Below are 15,953 nucleotides of genomic sequence, written 5' to 3' on the forward strand. Positions count from 1 at the left end.
CTTATTCCAGATGCTCAATCGGCGAGGGAGGATCGGCGCGGTGCATGGCCGCGGCGACCCTCCCTCCATACTCTTACTATCGGGTTCAGTTCATGACGTTTTCAGTGAACCACTTCCGCCATTCCGCAGTCTTCTCGGCGCGCAGCTTGTGGTCCACGAGGATGGCCTTTTCCCACTGCTCCTTCGTCGTGAACACGCCGGGCAGCTTGGCGTCTTCAGGCGAAACCTTGGCGTCGTCGATGACGGGGCTCGCCTTCTTCAAGGCCACGATCTTCGACTGGACGTCCGGGGACAAGGCGATGTTCATGAACTTGTAAGCCAGATCGGTCTTGGTGGAGCCCTTCGTGATGGCCATGGTATCGATGCCGAGCACAGCGCCTTCCTTCGGCGTGGCCAACTTGACGGGCACACCCTGGCTAATCATGTGATAGGCGTTGATCGACAGGATGACCTGCACGGGCGTTTCGCCGGTGGCGATCAACTGCTGCGCATTGGCGTCATTCGTATAGAACGCCTTGAAGTTGGGCTTGAGCGCCTTGAGCTTGTCCTGGCCCTTTTCCCAGCTTTGCGCATCGCCACCCGACAGCATGGCCGATACCGCGACCACATGGCTCGGATCGAAGTCAGGCACGCCAATCTTGCCTTTCAGGGCCGGGCTCCACAGGTCGTTCCAGCTCTCGAACTTGACGCTGGGCGGCACCAGGTCGGCGCGATAACCGATGGTATAGACATAGGCCCAGCTGCCGATGTGATACGGGCTGATCTTGGCGCGATCGACCAGATGCTTGTAATTCGGAATCTTGCTCGTATCCAGCTTTTCAAAGAGATTGCCGTTGGCGTAGAGCCAGCCGACGTGGGAAGTCGTGAAGGTAACGTCGCTCTCGGGCTTGGAGGCAAGCTTCGCCTTGTTCAGGCGGTCGATGGTGCCGCCCGTGATGTACTTGACCGGCACGCCGGTTTGCCGCGTGAATTCCTTGCCGATGCTTTCATCGATGAGGTCGCGGAAACTGCCGCCCCAGGTGCTCACCACCAAGGCTTCCTGGGCCCATGCCGCCGTACTGCCAAGCGTGGCGGACAGCGCGCAAAGTGCCAAAAGCTTGCGAATCGTCATTTACTAACCCCCAATCGAAAAGATAAACATCTGATAGAACTGGAAATACGCTGGAACGTGCCACCGAGAAATGCAATCACAAGCAGCGACGCGTTGCTGACGCAACGACGTTGACGCAATGACTTCGAATTACGGAGCCTATGATGTGAAAGTCGTACCAGGCGGCCAAGTCGGCTTTTTCGTAGGGGTGCCTCACATTTCCCAATGGGGTTGTGGATTGTTCCGCCGTCTGGAACAGGTTAGCGGCCGTGTGAGGTTCGGTGGTATTCGGAAATTCCTAAACGGCCGGCAGGAAAATACAAATTGCGCGGCCAGCGGCTGCGCATGACCATGCAGTCGGGTGCATCGCCCCCAACCTCCCGCCACCTGCTGAATCGATCTGAATCGACCATGAAGCATACCCGCATCCGCACCTTCAACACCAAAGTCACCTACCCTGAACAGAATCTGGACAACGACCTTTGCCAAGCCGTTGTCGCGCGAGGCAGTACCGTTTTTCTGCGAGGGCAGATCGGCCAGAACCTCGATACCTCGGAGAGCGTGTGCATCGGGGACGTCGCCGGACAGGCGGAGCAGGCCATGGCCAACATCGCGATGCTGCTCAAGGAAGCCGGCGGCGAGCTCGAGGACATCTGCAAGATCACGATCTACATCATCGACCCGCGCTACCGCGAGGCGGTCTATCGCGTCGTGGGCCGCTGGCTGAAGGGTGTCTTCCCGGTCTCGACCGGCATCGTCGTATCGGCTCTGGCCCGCCCCGAGTGGCTGGTAGAGATCGACGCCACCGCTGTCATCCCCGACTGAGCTGCCATGACCTTTTCCATCATTGCACGGTGCCCCGCCACCGGCCAGTTCGGCGCCGCCGTGGCGTCCTCGTCACCGGCGGTTGCCTCGCGCTGCATCCGCGGCCGCAAAGGGGTCGGCGCAGCCGCGAGCCAGAATATTACCGACCCGGATCTGGGGCCCCTCGCCCTGGATCTGATGGCCAGCGGCCTGACGCCGGAACGTGCCCTCGCAGAGCTGCAGAAGCGCCCCCATATCGAGTATCGCCAGCTCATGGCCATCGACGCGCACAACCCGCCAGTGGTTTTCACGGGTGCCAAGGCGCTGGGCACCCTGGCAAGCGTGGTCGGCACCCATGCCGCATGCGCGGGCAACATGCTGGCGACGCGTGACGTGCCCCAGGCCATGCTGTCGGCCTTCGAGCAAACCGAAGGCGCGCTCGCGGAACGGCTGATGCAGGCCATGCTCGCCGGCCAGGCCGCCGGCGGCGAGGAAGGTCCGGTGCACTCGGCAGGCCTGTTGGTGTACGACGCGCAAAACTGGCCTGTCGTGGATCTGCGCCTGGACTGGGTAGAAAGCGATCCGGTCGAGGCCCTCTATGCCGCCTGGCAGATTTACGCGCCGCAGCTGAAGGACTATGTCAAGCGGGCGCTCGATCCCCGTGCGGCGCCCAGCTTCGGCGTTCCCGGAAACCTGTGACCTGGCCGACGCATCGAATGACAGCGGGCAGCGCAGGTCAGGCGGCCGGCACTCGAAAAGGCAAACCTTCTCCAGTACACTGGACCGTTCCCCTTTTCCCGATCTCGACATGCTCAATCGCATTTCCCTGCGCCAGATGGAGTATTTCGTCGCAACGGCGAAGCATGGCAGCATCGCCGCTGCGTCGACGCAAATCCATATCTCCTCTCCCTCGATCTCCGCAGCGATCGCCCATATCGAGGCCGAACTGGGCGTGCAGCTGTTCGTGCGCCATTCTTCCAAGGGCATTGGCCTGACCACCATCGGCAAGCTGGTCCTGCATCACTGCGAAGATATGCTCGGACGGTCGTCCCGACTCTATGAAATCGCCTCCGATTCGAGCGACGTCATTCAGGGCACCTTGCGGGTGGGAAGCTTCCAGTCGCTCACGGCCATGATTGCGCCCGAGGTCATCTTCGGCTTTTCGCGCGCCTTCAATAAAATCGAGCTGCAGATGGTCGAAGGCGATCAGGAAGTCTTGATGAACAAGCTCCATGCGCTCGAGATCGACGTGGCGATCACCTACGACCTGCATCTTGAGGACGACATCCAGTTCGAGAGCCTGGCGACGATGCCGCCCTATGTCCTGGTGAGCGAGGTCCATCCGCTGGCGCAGCAGAAAGTCGTCTCCTTCGAAGAGCTGGCGCCCGAACCCTACGTCCTGCTCGATATGCCGATGAGCCGGGACTATTTCACCTCCCTGTTTGAAAAGGCTGGCGTGACGCCGAACATCGCGGCGCGTTCGCAGTCCACGGAAGCAGTCCGGTCCATGGTCGCCAACGGAATTGGCTACGCGCTCTTCAATGTGCGCCCCAAATCCAATCAGTCGCTCGACGGAAAACGCATGGTACGGGTCCGCCTTGCCGGTACCCATCGGCCCATGCTGCTCGGCCTGGCGACTTACAAGCCGATGAAACAGTCAAGATTGACGAAAATCTTCATGGAACGCTGTCGCGCTTATATCTCCGACCAATACATCCCCGGAATGAGCGCTCCAAGTTTCTTCGATCCCCATTTAGCAGCGCCCTGAAACGGCGCCCTGAAGCGCCAACTTCCTCGGTCATGCCATATTCGGCAATGCCCCATCAAAATGGGCCAGAGATGGAAAATCAAACCTCCTCCGCAAGCGTCTCGCTCCTGGAGACGCTCATTTCTTTCGCATCGGTTTCCCTGACGCCAAACATCGCGCTCATCCACAAAGTCCAGGACATCCTGGCGGAAGCCGGCATCGAATCGATGCTCGCGCCCGACCCGCAAGACCCCAGCCGATCCAATCTGTTTGCGACGGTCGGTCCGGCGGGCGTTCCGGGCGTCCTGCTCTCCGGCCATACCGATGTGGTGCCGGTGGAAGGCCAGCCCTGGACTTCGCCCCCTTTTGAGGCAACGCACCGGGATAGCCGCATCTACGGACGCGGCACAGCCGACATGAAAGGCTTCGTGGCCTGCGCCGTCACCGCCATGGTGGCAGCCGCTCGGCAGCCGCTCCAGCGCCCCTTGCAGCTAGCGCTGTCCTTCGATGAGGAAATCGGCTGCGTGGGCGTGCGCCACCTGCTGCGCCGCCTGGAGAACAGCCTCCCCGCACCCTACCTGTGCATTGTCGGCGAGCCGACCCTGATGCGGATCGGCACCGGTCACAAGGGCAAGGCTGCCTACCGGGCAGTCTGCTGCGGCCAGGCCGGCCACTCAGGCCTGGCGCCCAGGTTCTTCAACGCCATCCACATGGCCAGCGACCTCGTCGCATCCCTGCGGGACGTGCAGCGTGAACTGGCGGAAAGCGGCCCGCGCGAGGAGGGCTACGGCGTGCCCTACAGCACGGTCCACGCCGGCGTCATCCACGGCGGCCGCGCCTTGAACATCGTGCCCAGCGAATGCGAAGTCAGCTTCGAGATTCGCAACGTCTCGGAAGATAAACCCGAGGCGATCCTGAAGCGCGTCCTGGAACGCCTGGCCGAGCGCGTCAAAAATGAGGCGCTGGATCCTGCGGCGCCCTTACCAGACATCCAGATGACGAACAGCTATCCCAGCCTGAACACCCGCGAGGATTCGCCCGCTGTCGGTCTGCTCGCCTCGCTGCTCCCCCCGGGCACCCCATGCGCCAAGGTGGACTATGGCAGCGAGGGTGGATTGTTCCAGCAGAGCTGGAACGAAACGCCAGTGCTGATCTGCGGGCCTGGTAGCATTGAAGTCGCACACAAGGCGGACGAGTATGTGGAGCTGGCGCAGATCGAAGCCTGCGACCGCATGCTGGCCGGCCTCGTCGAATTTCTTTGTGAATGAGTCCTGGCGTCCGGGCCAAGCTTCGGCCCGGACGCCAGAATCTTTTTGAAAGCGTCTCTTACTTCGTCAGCAGGATGCTGCGGTCGACCGACTGGATATCCGTCTTGCCGCAAAACGCCATGGAGAGATCGAGCTCGTTCTGAATGATGTTCAAGGCCGTGGTCACGCCTTGCTCGCCGAGGGCGCCCAGGCCATACATCATGGCGCGACCGATATACGTGCCACGCGCCCCGAGCGCGATGGCCTTGAGCACATCCTGGCCCGAGCGGATGCCGCCATCCATATGGACTTCCACCCGATCCCCGACGGCTTCCACGATGCGCGGCAATGTGGAGATCGATGACGCAGCGCCGTCCAGCTGGCGCCCGCCATGGTTCGACACGATGATGGCATCGGCGCCGCTTGCCACCGCCAGCCGCGCATCCTCGGGGTCCTGGATGCCCTTGACGATCAGCTTCCCATCCCACCGCTTCTTGATCCATTCGATATCCTGCCAGGACAGACGCGGATCGAACTGCTCCTGAGTCCACTCCACCAGCGACCCGATATTGTCGACGCCCTTGGCATGCCCGACGATATTGCCGAACTGACGGTGTTTGGTACCCAGCATGCCCATGCACCAGCGCGGCTTGCTCGCCATGTTCACAAGGTTGCGCAGGGTCGGCTTGGGCGGCGTGGACAGACCGTTTTTCTTGTCCTTGTGCCGCTGGCCGAAGACCTGCAGGTCCATCGTGACCACGAGCGCCGAACAATTGGCATTCCTGGCACGGTCGATCAGGCTTTCGACAAACGTCCGGTCGCGCAGCACATACAGCTGGAACCAGAACGGATGGCGCCCGGTCGCTTCCGCCACCGCCTCGATCGAGCAGATGCTCATGGTGGACAAGGTGAATGGGATGCCGTGCTGCTTCGCCGCGCGCGCGGCCAGAATTTCTCCATCGGCGTGCTGCATGCCGGTCAACCCGGTGGGCGCGATCGCCACCGGCATGCTGACCGGCTGGCCCACCATGGTGCTGGCGGTGCTGCGCTCGGTAATGTCGACCGCCACGCGCTGGCGGAATTCGATACGCTGAAAATCCGCCTCGTTGGCACGGTAGGTATATTCGGTCCACGAACCGCCGTCGACATAGTCATAGAACATGCGCGGCACGCGCTTTCTCGCCAGGCTGCGCAGGTCTTCAATGCACGTCATCTCGGCCATGGGAACTCCCTTGAAAAAAACAAAAAGCTGCCGGATCACCCGATCCGGCAGCTCGTCCGTGCAACCTCGTTACCAATGACAGGTCACCGTGCAGCCTCAAGAACAGGCTCAAGACCGCTCATACGTCATGTAGCCGTTCTGGAGCACGATATGGTCAGCGATGTATTTCGCATCGTGCCAGACGCCATAGATGAAGGAAGACGCCCGGTTGACCAGATTTGGCAGGCCCAGGAAATAGATACCGCCTTCTGCGGAGATGCCGCGCTTGTGGAACGGATCGCCCTTCTCATCGAAGGCATTCTTCACGTTCAGCCAGTTGAAATCAAACTTGAAACCGGTCGCCCAGAGAATCGTGGTGATGCCGGCTTCAGCCAGGTCGAGGCTGAGGATCGGGTTCTTGAGGCACTCCGGGTCCGACAGCAGCTCCCAGGCGTCAGGTTCCGGCGGAAACGGCAGGCCATTCTCTTCAATATAGGCATCCGCTTCGCGCAGCACGTCGAAGTAGGCGCGGTCGCCTTCGGCGATGTTCTCGGGCAGGCCTGGCTCGAACGTCATGACGCCATCCTTGTAGGATTGGGTCAGGCCGACCAGGTTGATGCCCGCGTGCGCCAGGCGCCGGAAATCGACGGTCTTGCCGCCTTCATAGCCGCTCACGGCGAAAGCGACGTGCGCCTTCTTGGGCCGGATCCTCACTTCATCCCACAGGCCGAGGGCGCCCAGCCACCAGCAGTAGTCACGGCCACGGTACGCGCGCGGCGGGCGGTAATGCTCGCCGACCGAGAGATAAACCGTCTTGCCGGCCTGGCGCAGCTCTTCGGCGATCTGCGAGCCGGAAGCGCCCGCGCCCACCACGAGCACCGCGCCTTCCGCCAATTGGCCCGGATTCTTGTAGGTCGAGGAATGCAGCTGCTGGATTCTTTCGCTCTCAGGCACGATCTTCGGATAGGCCGGCGTCTGGAACGGGCCGGTTGCGGCAACGACGTTGTCTGCCTCGATGATGCCATCGGAAGTCGTCACCCTGAAGCCGGGACGCCCTTGATGCCGTTCCACCTGCTTGACTTCCACGCCGGTACGGACCGGCGCCTTCAGCATGGCGGCGTAGCTCTCGAAATACTGGGCCATGCGCTCTTTCGGCGGAAAGGTCTCCGGCGAAATGCCCTCGAATTTCATCCCGGGAAAACGGTCATGCCAGGCCGGTCCATTCGCGACCAGAGAATCCCAACGTTCCGAGCGCCAGCGCTCTGCGATTCGGCTGCGTTCCAGCACGACATGCTGCACACCCATGTGCGCGAGATGCTCACTCATCGCGATGCCCGCCTGGCCAGCACCGACCACCACGGTGTTGATTTTTTCCACTGACATTTGAATTTCCTAAGAATAATCGCCCCGGTCAGTCGCCCCGGCACGGAAGCTTCGACAGCAAGGCGTACTGGCGCCCTGGAGACATCGCTCATCGACGGTGGCCAGTTTGATGAAGCCCACATCGTTTGAAAATCACGTTTTTCAAACTCAGGACTTAGGAAAAAGTAAAGCGCCGGCCGAAGGGTGCCGCTCCGCCCCCCGCACCCGCGCACCACAAGGCGTTCCGGGCCATCGCATCCGCGCCGCCTGCGCCTGAAAACAGGCATTTCGTTTTTTCCGAGGGACCGCATCAGTTTCGGCAAAGTCCCGATTCTGGCTGTTTGACTTATCCTGCTTGCCAGTACCAGCTCGGCCTCGATGTCATTGGGCCCAAGCCTGGAGCACGGCATACTCCTCAATCTCCGTACAACCATGAACGTAGCCAACTCCGAGCCTGCCGCACAGCAACACCACGCACAGCCCGATACCGCAGTCAGCCTGGAACGGGTGGTCAAGAAGTATCACGACCACACCGTGCTGCACGAGCTCTCGCTGAAGATACGACGCGGGGAATTCCTCACCCTGCTGGGCCCGTCCGGCTGCGGCAAGACGACGCTCCTCAACCTCATCGCCGGCTTTGCGGAAGCCGACACCGGCGAGATTTTCATCGATGGTCAGCCGGTGACCTGCGAGCCGCCGCACAAGCGGCAGATCGGCATCGTCTTCCAGAACTACGCGCTCTTTCCCCACATGACCGTCGAGCGCAATATCGGCTATGGCCTGCGCATGCGGGGCGTGGGCAAGGATGAAATCGCACAGCGCGTGAAGCAGGTGATGGACCTGGTGAAGCTCGACGGCCTCGGGCACCGCAAGCCCCGCGAACTCTCGGGGGGCCAGCAGCAGCGCGTGGCGCTGGCGCGGGCGCTGGTGATCCAGCCCAAGGTACTGCTGCTGGACGAGCCTTTCTCGGCCCTGGACAAGAACCTGCGCGGCTCCATGCAGGTCGAGATCCGGGAAATCCAGCGCCGCCTGGGCCTGACCACAGTATTCGTCACCCACGACCAGGGCGAGGCGCTGGCCATGTCCGACCGGATCGCGGTGATGTCGAACGGCATCATTCGGCAGATCGCGTCGCCGGCCGATCTGTATCAGAACCCGCAAGACCCGTTCGTGGCGTCCTTCCTGGGCGACGTGAACATTCTGCCGGCGCATTATCACGGCCAGACGGCAACGGATGTGCAACTGCGCCTGGGCTCGGGGCTCATCAGCTTCCCGCATGCCCGCCTGGCCGACGCATCGCATGACGGGGAAAGACTGGACGTGTACGTGCGCCCGGAGCACATCAAGCTAGAGAATCTGCATTCCGAATCGGTGTTGAGCGGCACGGTGATCAATCACGTCTACCAGGGCGATCACATCAATACGTTCATCGACGTGGACATTCCGATGACGGCCCGTCAGGTGGTCACGGTGCGCAGTGCGGGCCTGAGCGCCATGCAGCAATGGCCCATCGGCTCGGTCGCGGGACTTGCGCTGCCCGATGAGGGCGTCAGCATTTTCAGTCCGCAGAAGCGGACGTAAGAACAGATGCAAGATCGCAACGCGAAGGCATAACACAACGCGTCAGACAACGCCGCCTGAGAGAACACACCGATGACCAGTCTCCCCCGCTCCATGCAAGCCATCATCGCCCGTGAACCCGGCGACGCCAGTGTGTTAACGCTGGCCGAGCGCCCCATGCCCGAGCCCGGTGCTGGCGAAGTCCTGCTGCGCGTGCTCGCCGCCGGCGTCAACCGGCCCGACATCATGCAGCGTCAAGGTATCGCAAAGCCCGCGCCCGGCATCACCGACGTGCTCGGCCTGGAAGTCTGCGGCGAAGTGGTCGCCTGCGGTCCCGGTGTGGACAGCCAGCTGATGGGTCAGCGGCTGATGAGCCTGGTGCCCGGCGGCGGCTATGCGCCGTGGTGTACGGCGCCGGTCGATCAGTCCTTCATCGTGCCCGGCACTCTTTCCGATGCCGAGGCAGCCGCCTTGCCCGAGGGGCTGTTCACCGTGTGGCACAACCTGTTCGAGCTGGGCCGCCTGGCCATGGGCGAAACCGTCCTGATCCACGGTGCAGCCGGCGGCATCGGCACGCTCACGATCCGCATGGCGCATGCCGCCGGCGCAACCGTCATCGTCACGGACAACGACGAAAGCCGTTTTCCAGAACTGCGCGCCATGGGCGCCGATGCGACGATCTGCTGGCCCACCACCGATTTCACCAAGGCCTGCCTGGAGTACACCGAGGGGCGCGGGGTCGACGTGGTAATCGATATCGTCGGCGGCGACTATGTCCGTCGCAATCTTGCCGCCATGGCCTTCGGCGGCCGCCATGTCAGCCTGTCCTTCATGCAGGGTTCGGCGGTCAATGTCGAACTGCTGACGCTGATGCAGCGCCAGGTGAGCCTGCACTCGTCCACCATGCGCCCCCAGAGCCATTACGAAAAGACCCGGATGGCCCAGAGCATTGCCCGCCATGTCATCCCGCTGCTGAAAAACGGACGGGTCAAGCCGCGCATCCACGCCACCTTCCCGCTCGCGGAGGCGGTCGCGTCCCACCAGATGCTGGAAAGCGGCAAGGTCTTCGGCAAACTGGTCCTGATCCCCAATAAAGCATGCTGAAACTTCTTTTCGCTCCGACCTCGCCATTTGTGCGCAAGGTCATGGTCTGCGCACACCTGACGGGGCAGGCCGAATACATCGAGCTGCTGGACAGCGCCGCCCATCCGGTGCGGCGCGACCCGCGCATCGCGGCCCACAACCCGCTCGCCAAAGTCCCGACGCTGATCCTGGAAAATGGCCAGGCCATCTATGACAGCCGGGTGATTTGCGAGTACCTGGCCAGCCGGGCAGACGCCGCGGACATCTTTCCCGCCTCCGGCCCCGCGCGGTGGATGGCCCTGACCCGCCAGGCGCTCGGCGATGGCCTGCTCGACGCCGCGCTGCTCGCGCGCTACGAACGGACGGCGCGCCCCGAGGAGGTCCAGTGGCCCACGTGGCGCGAAGCGCTGCTGACGAAAGTCAGCGCCTGCCTCGAGTCAATCGACGCCATCGCACCGGACCTGGTGGAAGAACAGCCCACCATCGGTGAAATTACCATCGGCTGCGCGCTGGGGTATCTGGACTTCCGGTTTCCCGAATTCGATTGGCGCGCCCAATACGGCAACGCGGCACGCTGGAATGAGGCTTTCCAAAGCCTGCCCGCCATGCAGGCCACTCGCCCCCACGAAGGTTGAGATACAGAGGTTAGAACATGAGCGAAAAGATCACCATCTGGTTCCTGAACGGACCCAACGCCAATCTTTATGGCCTGGACGCCAACAAGACGTACGGCAGCGACAGCTTTCCGGTGCTGCATTCACGATGCGAGCAAAAGGCCGCGTCCCTGAATGCCGACCTGCGCTTTTTGCAGTCGAACTACGAGGGACAGCTGGTCGACTGGATCCAGGAAGCGCGCGGCGTGGCGGACGGCATCATCATCAATGCGGCCGGCCTGACCTACTCGTCGATTCCGATCCTCGATGCCTTGCTGTCTTTCCCCGGCAAGATCATCGAAACCCATATGAGCAACATCTGGAAGCGCGAGCCGTTCCGCCACCACTCCTACATCTCCAAGGTGGCGGATGGCGTGATCGCCGGGCTGGGCGGCGACGGCTACGAATTTGCCATCGAGGCCGTCACGCGGCTGGTGCAGAAAGGCAGAGCAGCGGTCTGATTTCCCATGCGCACGCGGAACGGGAGCAAGATGTACTCTCGCTGCCGTCCTTGCCATTTTTCTCAATGCAGTTGCCAAGATGCCAATTTCTGAAGATACCCCCTCGGGCGCGCTGGCCTTCTACAGCGCATTCGACGATTTCGACACGTGGAAGCGCGCGCTCCAGGCCCAGCTCCCGAATCTGAAGGTCATTCACTCCAGCGAAATCACCCGGCCGGCCGACATTCACTACGCGCTCGCCTGGAAACCGCCGGAGAATTTTTTTGCCGGGATGACGAACCTGCGCCTGATCGTCAATCTGGGGGCGGGGGTTGATTCACTGGTTCAGCGGCAGGATCTTCCCCAAGGCATTCCGATCACACGACTCACGGACCCGCAGATGGCGCGCATGATGGCGGGGTACGTGCTGTTCTCTGTGCTGCGGCACGCCCGGGACATCCCGTACTTCGAGCAGGCGCAGCGGCGGGGTGAGTGGGCCTACCGTCATCCCCGTTCTCCGGAAGACACCCGCGTGGCGGTTCTGGGGCTCGGTCAGCTGGGCGCGAAAGCGGCCCACGAACTGCAGCGCCAGGGGCTCAAGGTGATCGGCTGGTCGCGCAGCCCGGCGCAGATCGAAGGCGTGGAATGCTTTGCCGGACCGGAAACGCTCGACACCGTGCTCGGACAGGCGGACATTGTCGTCGTGATGCTGCCGCTCACGCCGCAGACGGCGGGCATCCTGGATCGGGCGCGACTCGAGCGGCTGCCGCGAGGCGCGGCCTTCATCAACGTTGCGCGGGGCGCACTGGTCGATCAGGCGGCGCTTACGGACCTGCTCCAAAGCGGCCACATCGGCGGGGCAACCCTGGACGTTTTCGAGCGCGAACCTTTGCCTGCCGGGGATCCGCTGTGGAGCATGCCCAATGTGCTGATCACACCCCACCTGGCTTCGGTGGCGATTCCGTCATCAGCGGCAAGACAGATTGCGGAAAATGTTATTCGTGTTTCCGCCGGCGAGTCGCCGGACAACATCATCGATCCAGCACGCGGCTATTGAGGTATGGACTACGTCCGGCGCAATGCGCCAGACGCGTGGAACGGGCGAGAGACGCGACCAAAATGAAGCGAAGCGGTTCTGGCTGGGGACCACCCCAGGAAGCGTACGCCGGCAGGCCTTCCGCGGGCACGATCAAACCTTGCCGACAGGGCGTTCAGTTCCGGGCTGCTTGTGCTGGAGATTGTGCTGATGTTGAACACGCGCAACTTGATACGCTCACCAAGACGGGCAATGCCGCGCTCGATGGCGGCAGGCGAAAGCTGCAGTTTCGGGACGACAGGCGGCGGGGCGGCTGGACGACGGGCCAACCTGGGAAGTATCGGCCACCTTCGACAACGTCGACGGAAAGCCGACTGTCATAGAGATGCGGCACAAGTAATTCGCGGGGTGACGTGCAACCGCTGCGGAGAACGGTAGTGCACCGCTCCCCCGCTCAGTGCGGCAGACTGAGGTAATACCGCCCAAGCTCCGTCAGTGCCCCATCGGCGGCCAGCAGGCTGGTGAAATGGACGTCATGGCTCCACCGGCCCGTGAACCACGCGTATCGGAATACGTCAGCGCGCTGCTCGCACGTCGCCACCATCTCCTGCATCTGCCGCTTCTGCTTGTCCAGCGTGTCGATCTGCGCGCCGTCGTTGCCTGCGTGCCAGTTGGCAAACTCCGTTACCCAGAACGGCTTGCCGTACTTGGCCAGGCGGTCAAGCTGGCCGCCGAGGCCATAGTCGTACCAGTGGAAGGCGAGGTAGTCGATGCGTGGGTCGCGGCCGCCATTGGCGGCCCGATACGCAGCGTAGAACGCGTCCAGCCACGCTACCGGGTCTTCAGAGCCTGGCATCGTTCCCCATGTGATCGCGGGGCCGACAAGCTTCACGCCGGTGCGGGCGGCGATGCTCTCGTAGCGGGGCCATGCGGCGGCGGCGGCGGCCGGCGAGAGGTTGGCCTGGTCGAGCAGGTTCGGCTCATTCATCAGCAGCAGGTACCGGATACCCGGACGGGCAAGCAGGTAAGCCTCGACGGCGACGGCGTCGAAGTTGTCGTTCCAGAGCATGGGGATATGGTCCATGCCATAGGCGGACTTGGCGTCGGCAGGCGCCGCGGCGTTCGGTTGCGCGGCCCAGTTGTACCACCACGAGACGCCGGGCGCCAAAGCGGCAAAGTCGGCCGCGCTGGCGAGATCGTAGGCGATGCCTCGCTTGGCGCTCTTGCCGGTGACCGGTGTCGACGCAGGGGGCGTGGTGGGCGCCATGACCGGCGGCGTGCCTCCATTGCCGTCGTTGCCATTCTTCGTGGTGTTGTCTTCCCCGCCACCGCCGCACGCGGCGAGTGCAAAGGCCATCATCACTGCCAGCAGGCAGTGGCCAATACGTTTGCGCACGCTCATTTGGAATTCAGGAATGGGATCGGTCTGCGAGACCGGCCGTCACGCTTGTGCAAGCCTGCCCGCTCCGGAGAGCGGGCAGGCACCCGGGATTACAGCGACTGCAGGAACGCCGCGATGGCGTTGCGGTCGGCCTTGGGAAGCGCTTCAAAGCGCGTCCGGCTGTCCGTGGCCTCGCCACCGTGCCAGAGGATCGCTTCCACCAGGTTGCGCGCGCGGCCGTCGTGGAGCAGGCGCACGTTCTGGTCGCCACCCTGGACGAAACGCAGCGAGCCGACGCCCCACAGCGGAGCGGTACGCCATTGGCTCGGATAGGCGCGCCCCTCGCTCAGGGAGTCGGCCAGGCCCGGGCCCATGTCGTGCAGCAGCAGGTCGCTGTACGGATGGATGGTCTGTTCGCGCAGTTCGGCAAATGGGTGCGTGTTGCCGGTTTTCATGGTCGGGGTGTGGCAGGCCACGCACCGGACTTGCGCGAACAGCTCGCTGCCGCGCGCGATCTGCGCGGGATTCACGTCATGCTCCGGCGACACCCGCACGCCATCCGGGAAGCCGCTGCGCAGGCTGCGCTGGGCCGGCACGCCGATTAGCGACAGGTAGTGCGACAGGCGCTGCAGCTCGGTTTCATTGACCGCGCTGGGCACGGTCGAGCCGCGGCAATCCGGTGCGCCACGCTGGCAACCCCGGTCCGGGAAGACCGGAGAGGTCACGCCCATGTCCTTCATCAGCGCGTCCGCGACCTGTTGCCGGATGCTGCCCTTCGACGCCTTCCAGCCGAAGCGGCCAAGGTGGGTCTTGCCGGTCTCCGGATCGACGATCCAGTTCGGGATGCCCTTGATGCCGTCGCCATTGGCATCGTTCGGATCGGCCAGCGCCAGGATGGTGGGCTCGGCAACGGCCTCGAGCAGGCCCATGCCGATCACCTGCGGCGCCTGGCGTGTCGAGAAGCGCGCCGGCACCGGTCCCTTGAATGCATAGACCGGCTTGACCAGCTCGACCTTCTCGCCATCGGGCAAGGTGCGCACCCTGGTCTCGTACGACTGCACGGTCACGTCATAGGCAGGCGCAGCGGGATCCTGCGCGTTCTGCTGCACGTTGTGGCCGTAGACCGGATCGGCCTTGCCGTCGGCCGTGGCGGTCAGGAACGAGAGCGTGTCGAGCTTGGCGCCGATGCCCGCGACCGCGCTGCGGCCGTTGTTGGTATGGCACTCGATACAGCGCGGCTGGTTGTAGCGCGGGCCGAGCTGGCCGATGTGCGCGGTGAATTTCGGGTTGTCGACATCGTGTTCCGAGTGCGTGCCATCCAGGAACGAGGTGTGGAACAGGCGCCGGCCTTCAACAAAGCGCTGGGTGTTGGCGATGCCGATGTTGTTCGCCATCTGCTGGAACACCCGCATCGGTTCTTCCGAATAGTTGTACGAGATGCTCGCCTGGCCGCCCAGCAGCGTCTCGTCAGGCAGGACCTCGGAGTCCAGGTTCGGGACGATGCCGTACCACGGCCGCATGCCCACGCCCACGACGTAGAGCTGCTCGAACGAGTAGTAGCGGCTGCCGCCGCCATCGACCACCGGATCGCGCTTGAGCCTGGGTGCCGGCGCCAGCTCGACCCTGTCGCCGATCTTCAGTGGGCTGTGCGGGTCGGTACGCCAGTTGGAATCGACCACCATCATGCAATCCTCGCGCGGCTGCCCCTCGCGGCAGATCGGCAGGCCGCCTTCCTTCGGGTTGTTGAACCCGAAGTTCAGCGCCCAGCCGTAGTCGCGCACGTTGGGATCGAGGACATTGCGGAACAGGCTGAAGGTGGTGCCGTCGAAGATGCCCTGGTTCACGCGCAGGTAAATCTCGATGCGCTGGCGCCCGGCCGGCACATGGTCGCGGATCTCGAGGCCGAAGGTACGGTTCTGGAAGTAGAAGGTAGGGAAGGTCAGGTAGCGGCCCGGCCCCGCATCGGGGGCGTCCCACGGCTCGCCGCGTTCGCGCGCGTGCCGCTCGGTCGGGCGCGAGCCCATCAGGGTGACCAGCGTGCCGTCAGGTTCGCGGTACTGGATCTGCTCCATCAGCGGCGTATCGGCCGCGAACAAGGGCGTATAGCCAAGCGGCTCCTGCACGGCAGGGGGTGGCGGTGCCGAAGCACTGTCGCCGCCACCGCCACCGCAGGCGGTGGCCAGCAGGATTGCCGCCAGCATCGAGACCGACGCGCGCACGGCGCGGGATGCCGCGCTGCCCGGCGCGCGGCATTGAGCAAGGAACTTCATGATTGACCCCTCTTTTTCTTTTGTGAAACGCATGATCGATGTACGACTCTTATGCGGGCGCGCGAGCGTCGAGCGCCGC

The 15,953-nt window shown here is 63.3% G+C and carries 14 protein-coding genes; 9 read left to right on the top strand and 5 right to left on the bottom strand.

Translation table 11 applies throughout. The features are described from left to right. Window positions 1–85 precede the first annotated feature (85 nt). The gene (locus ACW4E8_RS27405) at window positions 86–1,111 is read right to left on the bottom strand and encodes an ABC transporter substrate-binding protein (RefSeq protein ID WP_456807381.1); all 1,026 of its coding nucleotides are present in this window, start codon (window positions 1,109–1,111) and stop codon (window positions 86–88) included. 390 nt (window positions 1,112–1,501) lie between these two features. On the opposite strand from ACW4E8_RS27405, the gene ACW4E8_RS27410 reads away from it, so the two are divergent. The 4 genes from ACW4E8_RS27410 (at window position 1,502) to argE (ending at window position 4,909) form a co-directional block, all read left to right on the top strand. Further along, entirely contained in the window at window positions 1,502–1,915 is a 414-nt protein-coding gene (locus tag ACW4E8_RS27410) for a RidA family protein (RefSeq protein WP_017227239.1), read from the top strand. 6 nt (window positions 1,916–1,921) lie between these two features. Then, on the top strand, window positions 1,922–2,593 hold the full coding sequence (locus ACW4E8_RS27415) for a DUF1028 domain-containing protein (protein ID WP_456807382.1): 672 nt from the start codon (window positions 1,922–1,924) through the stop codon (window positions 2,591–2,593). A gap of 109 nt (window positions 2,594–2,702) precedes the next feature. Beyond that, window positions 2,703–3,662 carry a LysR family transcriptional regulator gene (locus ACW4E8_RS27420; RefSeq protein WP_456807383.1) on the top strand — a complete coding sequence of 320 codons (960 nt, stop codon included), beginning with the start codon at window positions 2,703–2,705 and terminating at the stop codon, window positions 3,660–3,662. A gap of 71 nt (window positions 3,663–3,733) precedes the next feature. Then, window positions 3,734–4,909: an acetylornithine deacetylase gene (gene argE, locus ACW4E8_RS27425; RefSeq protein WP_456807384.1), complete on the top strand. Its 1,176-nt coding sequence runs from the start codon at window positions 3,734–3,736 to the stop codon at window positions 4,907–4,909. A 58-nt stretch (window positions 4,910–4,967) separates the two neighbouring features. Here the strand turns inward: argE and ACW4E8_RS27430 are convergent, their stop codons facing one another. Next, window positions 4,968–6,110, bottom strand: a complete 1,143-nt coding sequence (locus tag ACW4E8_RS27430) for an alpha-hydroxy acid oxidase (RefSeq protein ID WP_456807385.1) — start codon at window positions 6,108–6,110, stop codon at window positions 4,968–4,970. A gap of 108 nt (window positions 6,111–6,218) precedes the next feature. Next, complete coding sequence (locus ACW4E8_RS27435) at window positions 6,219–7,472, bottom strand: flavin-containing monooxygenase (protein WP_456807386.1); 1,254 nt, start codon at window positions 7,470–7,472, stop codon at window positions 6,219–6,221. Between the two features lie 411 nt (window positions 7,473–7,883). Here ACW4E8_RS27435 and ACW4E8_RS27440 point away from each other — a divergent pair, with 411 nt between their 5' ends. From ACW4E8_RS27440 to ACW4E8_RS27460, 5 genes are all read left to right on the top strand, one after another. After that, complete coding sequence (locus ACW4E8_RS27440) at window positions 7,884–9,032, top strand: ABC transporter ATP-binding protein (RefSeq protein WP_456807387.1); 1,149 nt, start codon at window positions 7,884–7,886, stop codon at window positions 9,030–9,032. A gap of 93 nt (window positions 9,033–9,125) precedes the next feature. Further along, entirely contained in the window at window positions 9,126–10,115 is a 990-nt protein-coding gene (locus ACW4E8_RS27445) for an NAD(P)H-quinone oxidoreductase (protein WP_456807388.1), read from the top strand. Continuing rightward, window positions 10,109–10,729, top strand: coding sequence for a glutathione S-transferase (locus tag ACW4E8_RS27450; protein WP_456807389.1), 621 nt, complete (start codon window positions 10,109–10,111; stop codon window positions 10,727–10,729). The genes ACW4E8_RS27445 and ACW4E8_RS27450 overlap by 7 nt, the downstream gene beginning before the upstream one ends. A 17-nt stretch (window positions 10,730–10,746) precedes the next feature. After that, the gene (locus ACW4E8_RS27455; protein ID WP_456807390.1) at window positions 10,747–11,208 is read left to right on the top strand and encodes a type II 3-dehydroquinate dehydratase; all 462 of its coding nucleotides are present in this window, start codon (window positions 10,747–10,749) and stop codon (window positions 11,206–11,208) included. Window positions 11,209–11,287: 79 nt separating this feature from the next. After that, entirely contained in the window at window positions 11,288–12,244 is a 957-nt protein-coding gene (locus tag ACW4E8_RS27460) for a 2-hydroxyacid dehydrogenase (protein ID WP_456807391.1), read from the top strand. 433 nt (window positions 12,245–12,677) lie between these two features. Here the strand turns inward: ACW4E8_RS27460 and ACW4E8_RS27465 are convergent, their stop codons facing one another. Beyond that, window positions 12,678–13,625, bottom strand: coding sequence for a glycosyl hydrolase (locus ACW4E8_RS27465; protein ID WP_456807392.1), 948 nt, complete (start codon window positions 13,623–13,625; stop codon window positions 12,678–12,680). 89 nt (window positions 13,626–13,714) lie between these two features. Next, the gene (locus tag ACW4E8_RS27470; protein WP_456807393.1) at window positions 13,715–15,874 is read right to left on the bottom strand and encodes a di-heme oxidoreductase family protein; all 2,160 of its coding nucleotides are present in this window, start codon (window positions 15,872–15,874) and stop codon (window positions 13,715–13,717) included. Window positions 15,875–15,953: the final 79 nt, after the last annotated feature.

It is taken from the genome of Cupriavidus sp. CP313 (assembly GCF_054072015.1).

Excerpts from the sequence above, each read along its gene's own strand:
- ACW4E8_RS27465 (WP_456807392.1), bottom strand. The coding sequence starts at position 13,625 with ATGAGCGTGCGCAAACGTATTGGCCACTGCCTGCTGGCAGTGATGATG.
- ACW4E8_RS27450 (WP_456807389.1), top strand. The coding sequence starts at position 10,109 with ATGCTGAAACTTCTTTTCGCTCCGACCTCGCCATTTGTGCGCAAGGTC.
- argE (WP_456807384.1), top strand. The coding sequence starts at position 3,734 with ATGGAAAATCAAACCTCCTCCGCAAGCGTCTCGCTCCTGGAGACGCTC.
- ACW4E8_RS27430 (WP_456807385.1), bottom strand. The coding sequence starts at position 6,110 with ATGGCCGAGATGACGTGCATTGAAGACCTGCGCAGCCTGGCGAGAAAG.
- ACW4E8_RS27445 (WP_456807388.1), top strand. The coding sequence starts at position 9,126 with ATGCAAGCCATCATCGCCCGTGAACCCGGCGACGCCAGTGTGTTAACG.
- ACW4E8_RS27410 (WP_017227239.1), top strand. The coding sequence starts at position 1,502 with ATGAAGCATACCCGCATCCGCACCTTCAACACCAAAGTCACCTACCCT.
- ACW4E8_RS27420 (WP_456807383.1), top strand. The coding sequence starts at position 2,703 with ATGCTCAATCGCATTTCCCTGCGCCAGATGGAGTATTTCGTCGCAACG.
- ACW4E8_RS27415 (WP_456807382.1), top strand. The coding sequence starts at position 1,922 with ATGACCTTTTCCATCATTGCACGGTGCCCCGCCACCGGCCAGTTCGGC.
- ACW4E8_RS27470 (WP_456807393.1), bottom strand. The coding sequence starts at position 15,874 with ATGAAGTTCCTTGCTCAATGCCGCGCGCCGGGCAGCGCGGCATCCCGC.
- ACW4E8_RS27405 (WP_456807381.1), bottom strand. The coding sequence starts at position 1,111 with ATGACGATTCGCAAGCTTTTGGCACTTTGCGCGCTGTCCGCCACGCTT.
- ACW4E8_RS27460 (WP_456807391.1), top strand. The coding sequence starts at position 11,288 with ATGCCAATTTCTGAAGATACCCCCTCGGGCGCGCTGGCCTTCTACAGC.
- ACW4E8_RS27455 (WP_456807390.1), top strand. The coding sequence starts at position 10,747 with ATGAGCGAAAAGATCACCATCTGGTTCCTGAACGGACCCAACGCCAAT.
- ACW4E8_RS27435 (WP_456807386.1), bottom strand. The coding sequence starts at position 7,472 with ATGTCAGTGGAAAAAATCAACACCGTGGTGGTCGGTGCTGGCCAGGCG.
- ACW4E8_RS27440 (WP_456807387.1), top strand. The coding sequence starts at position 7,884 with ATGAACGTAGCCAACTCCGAGCCTGCCGCACAGCAACACCACGCACAG.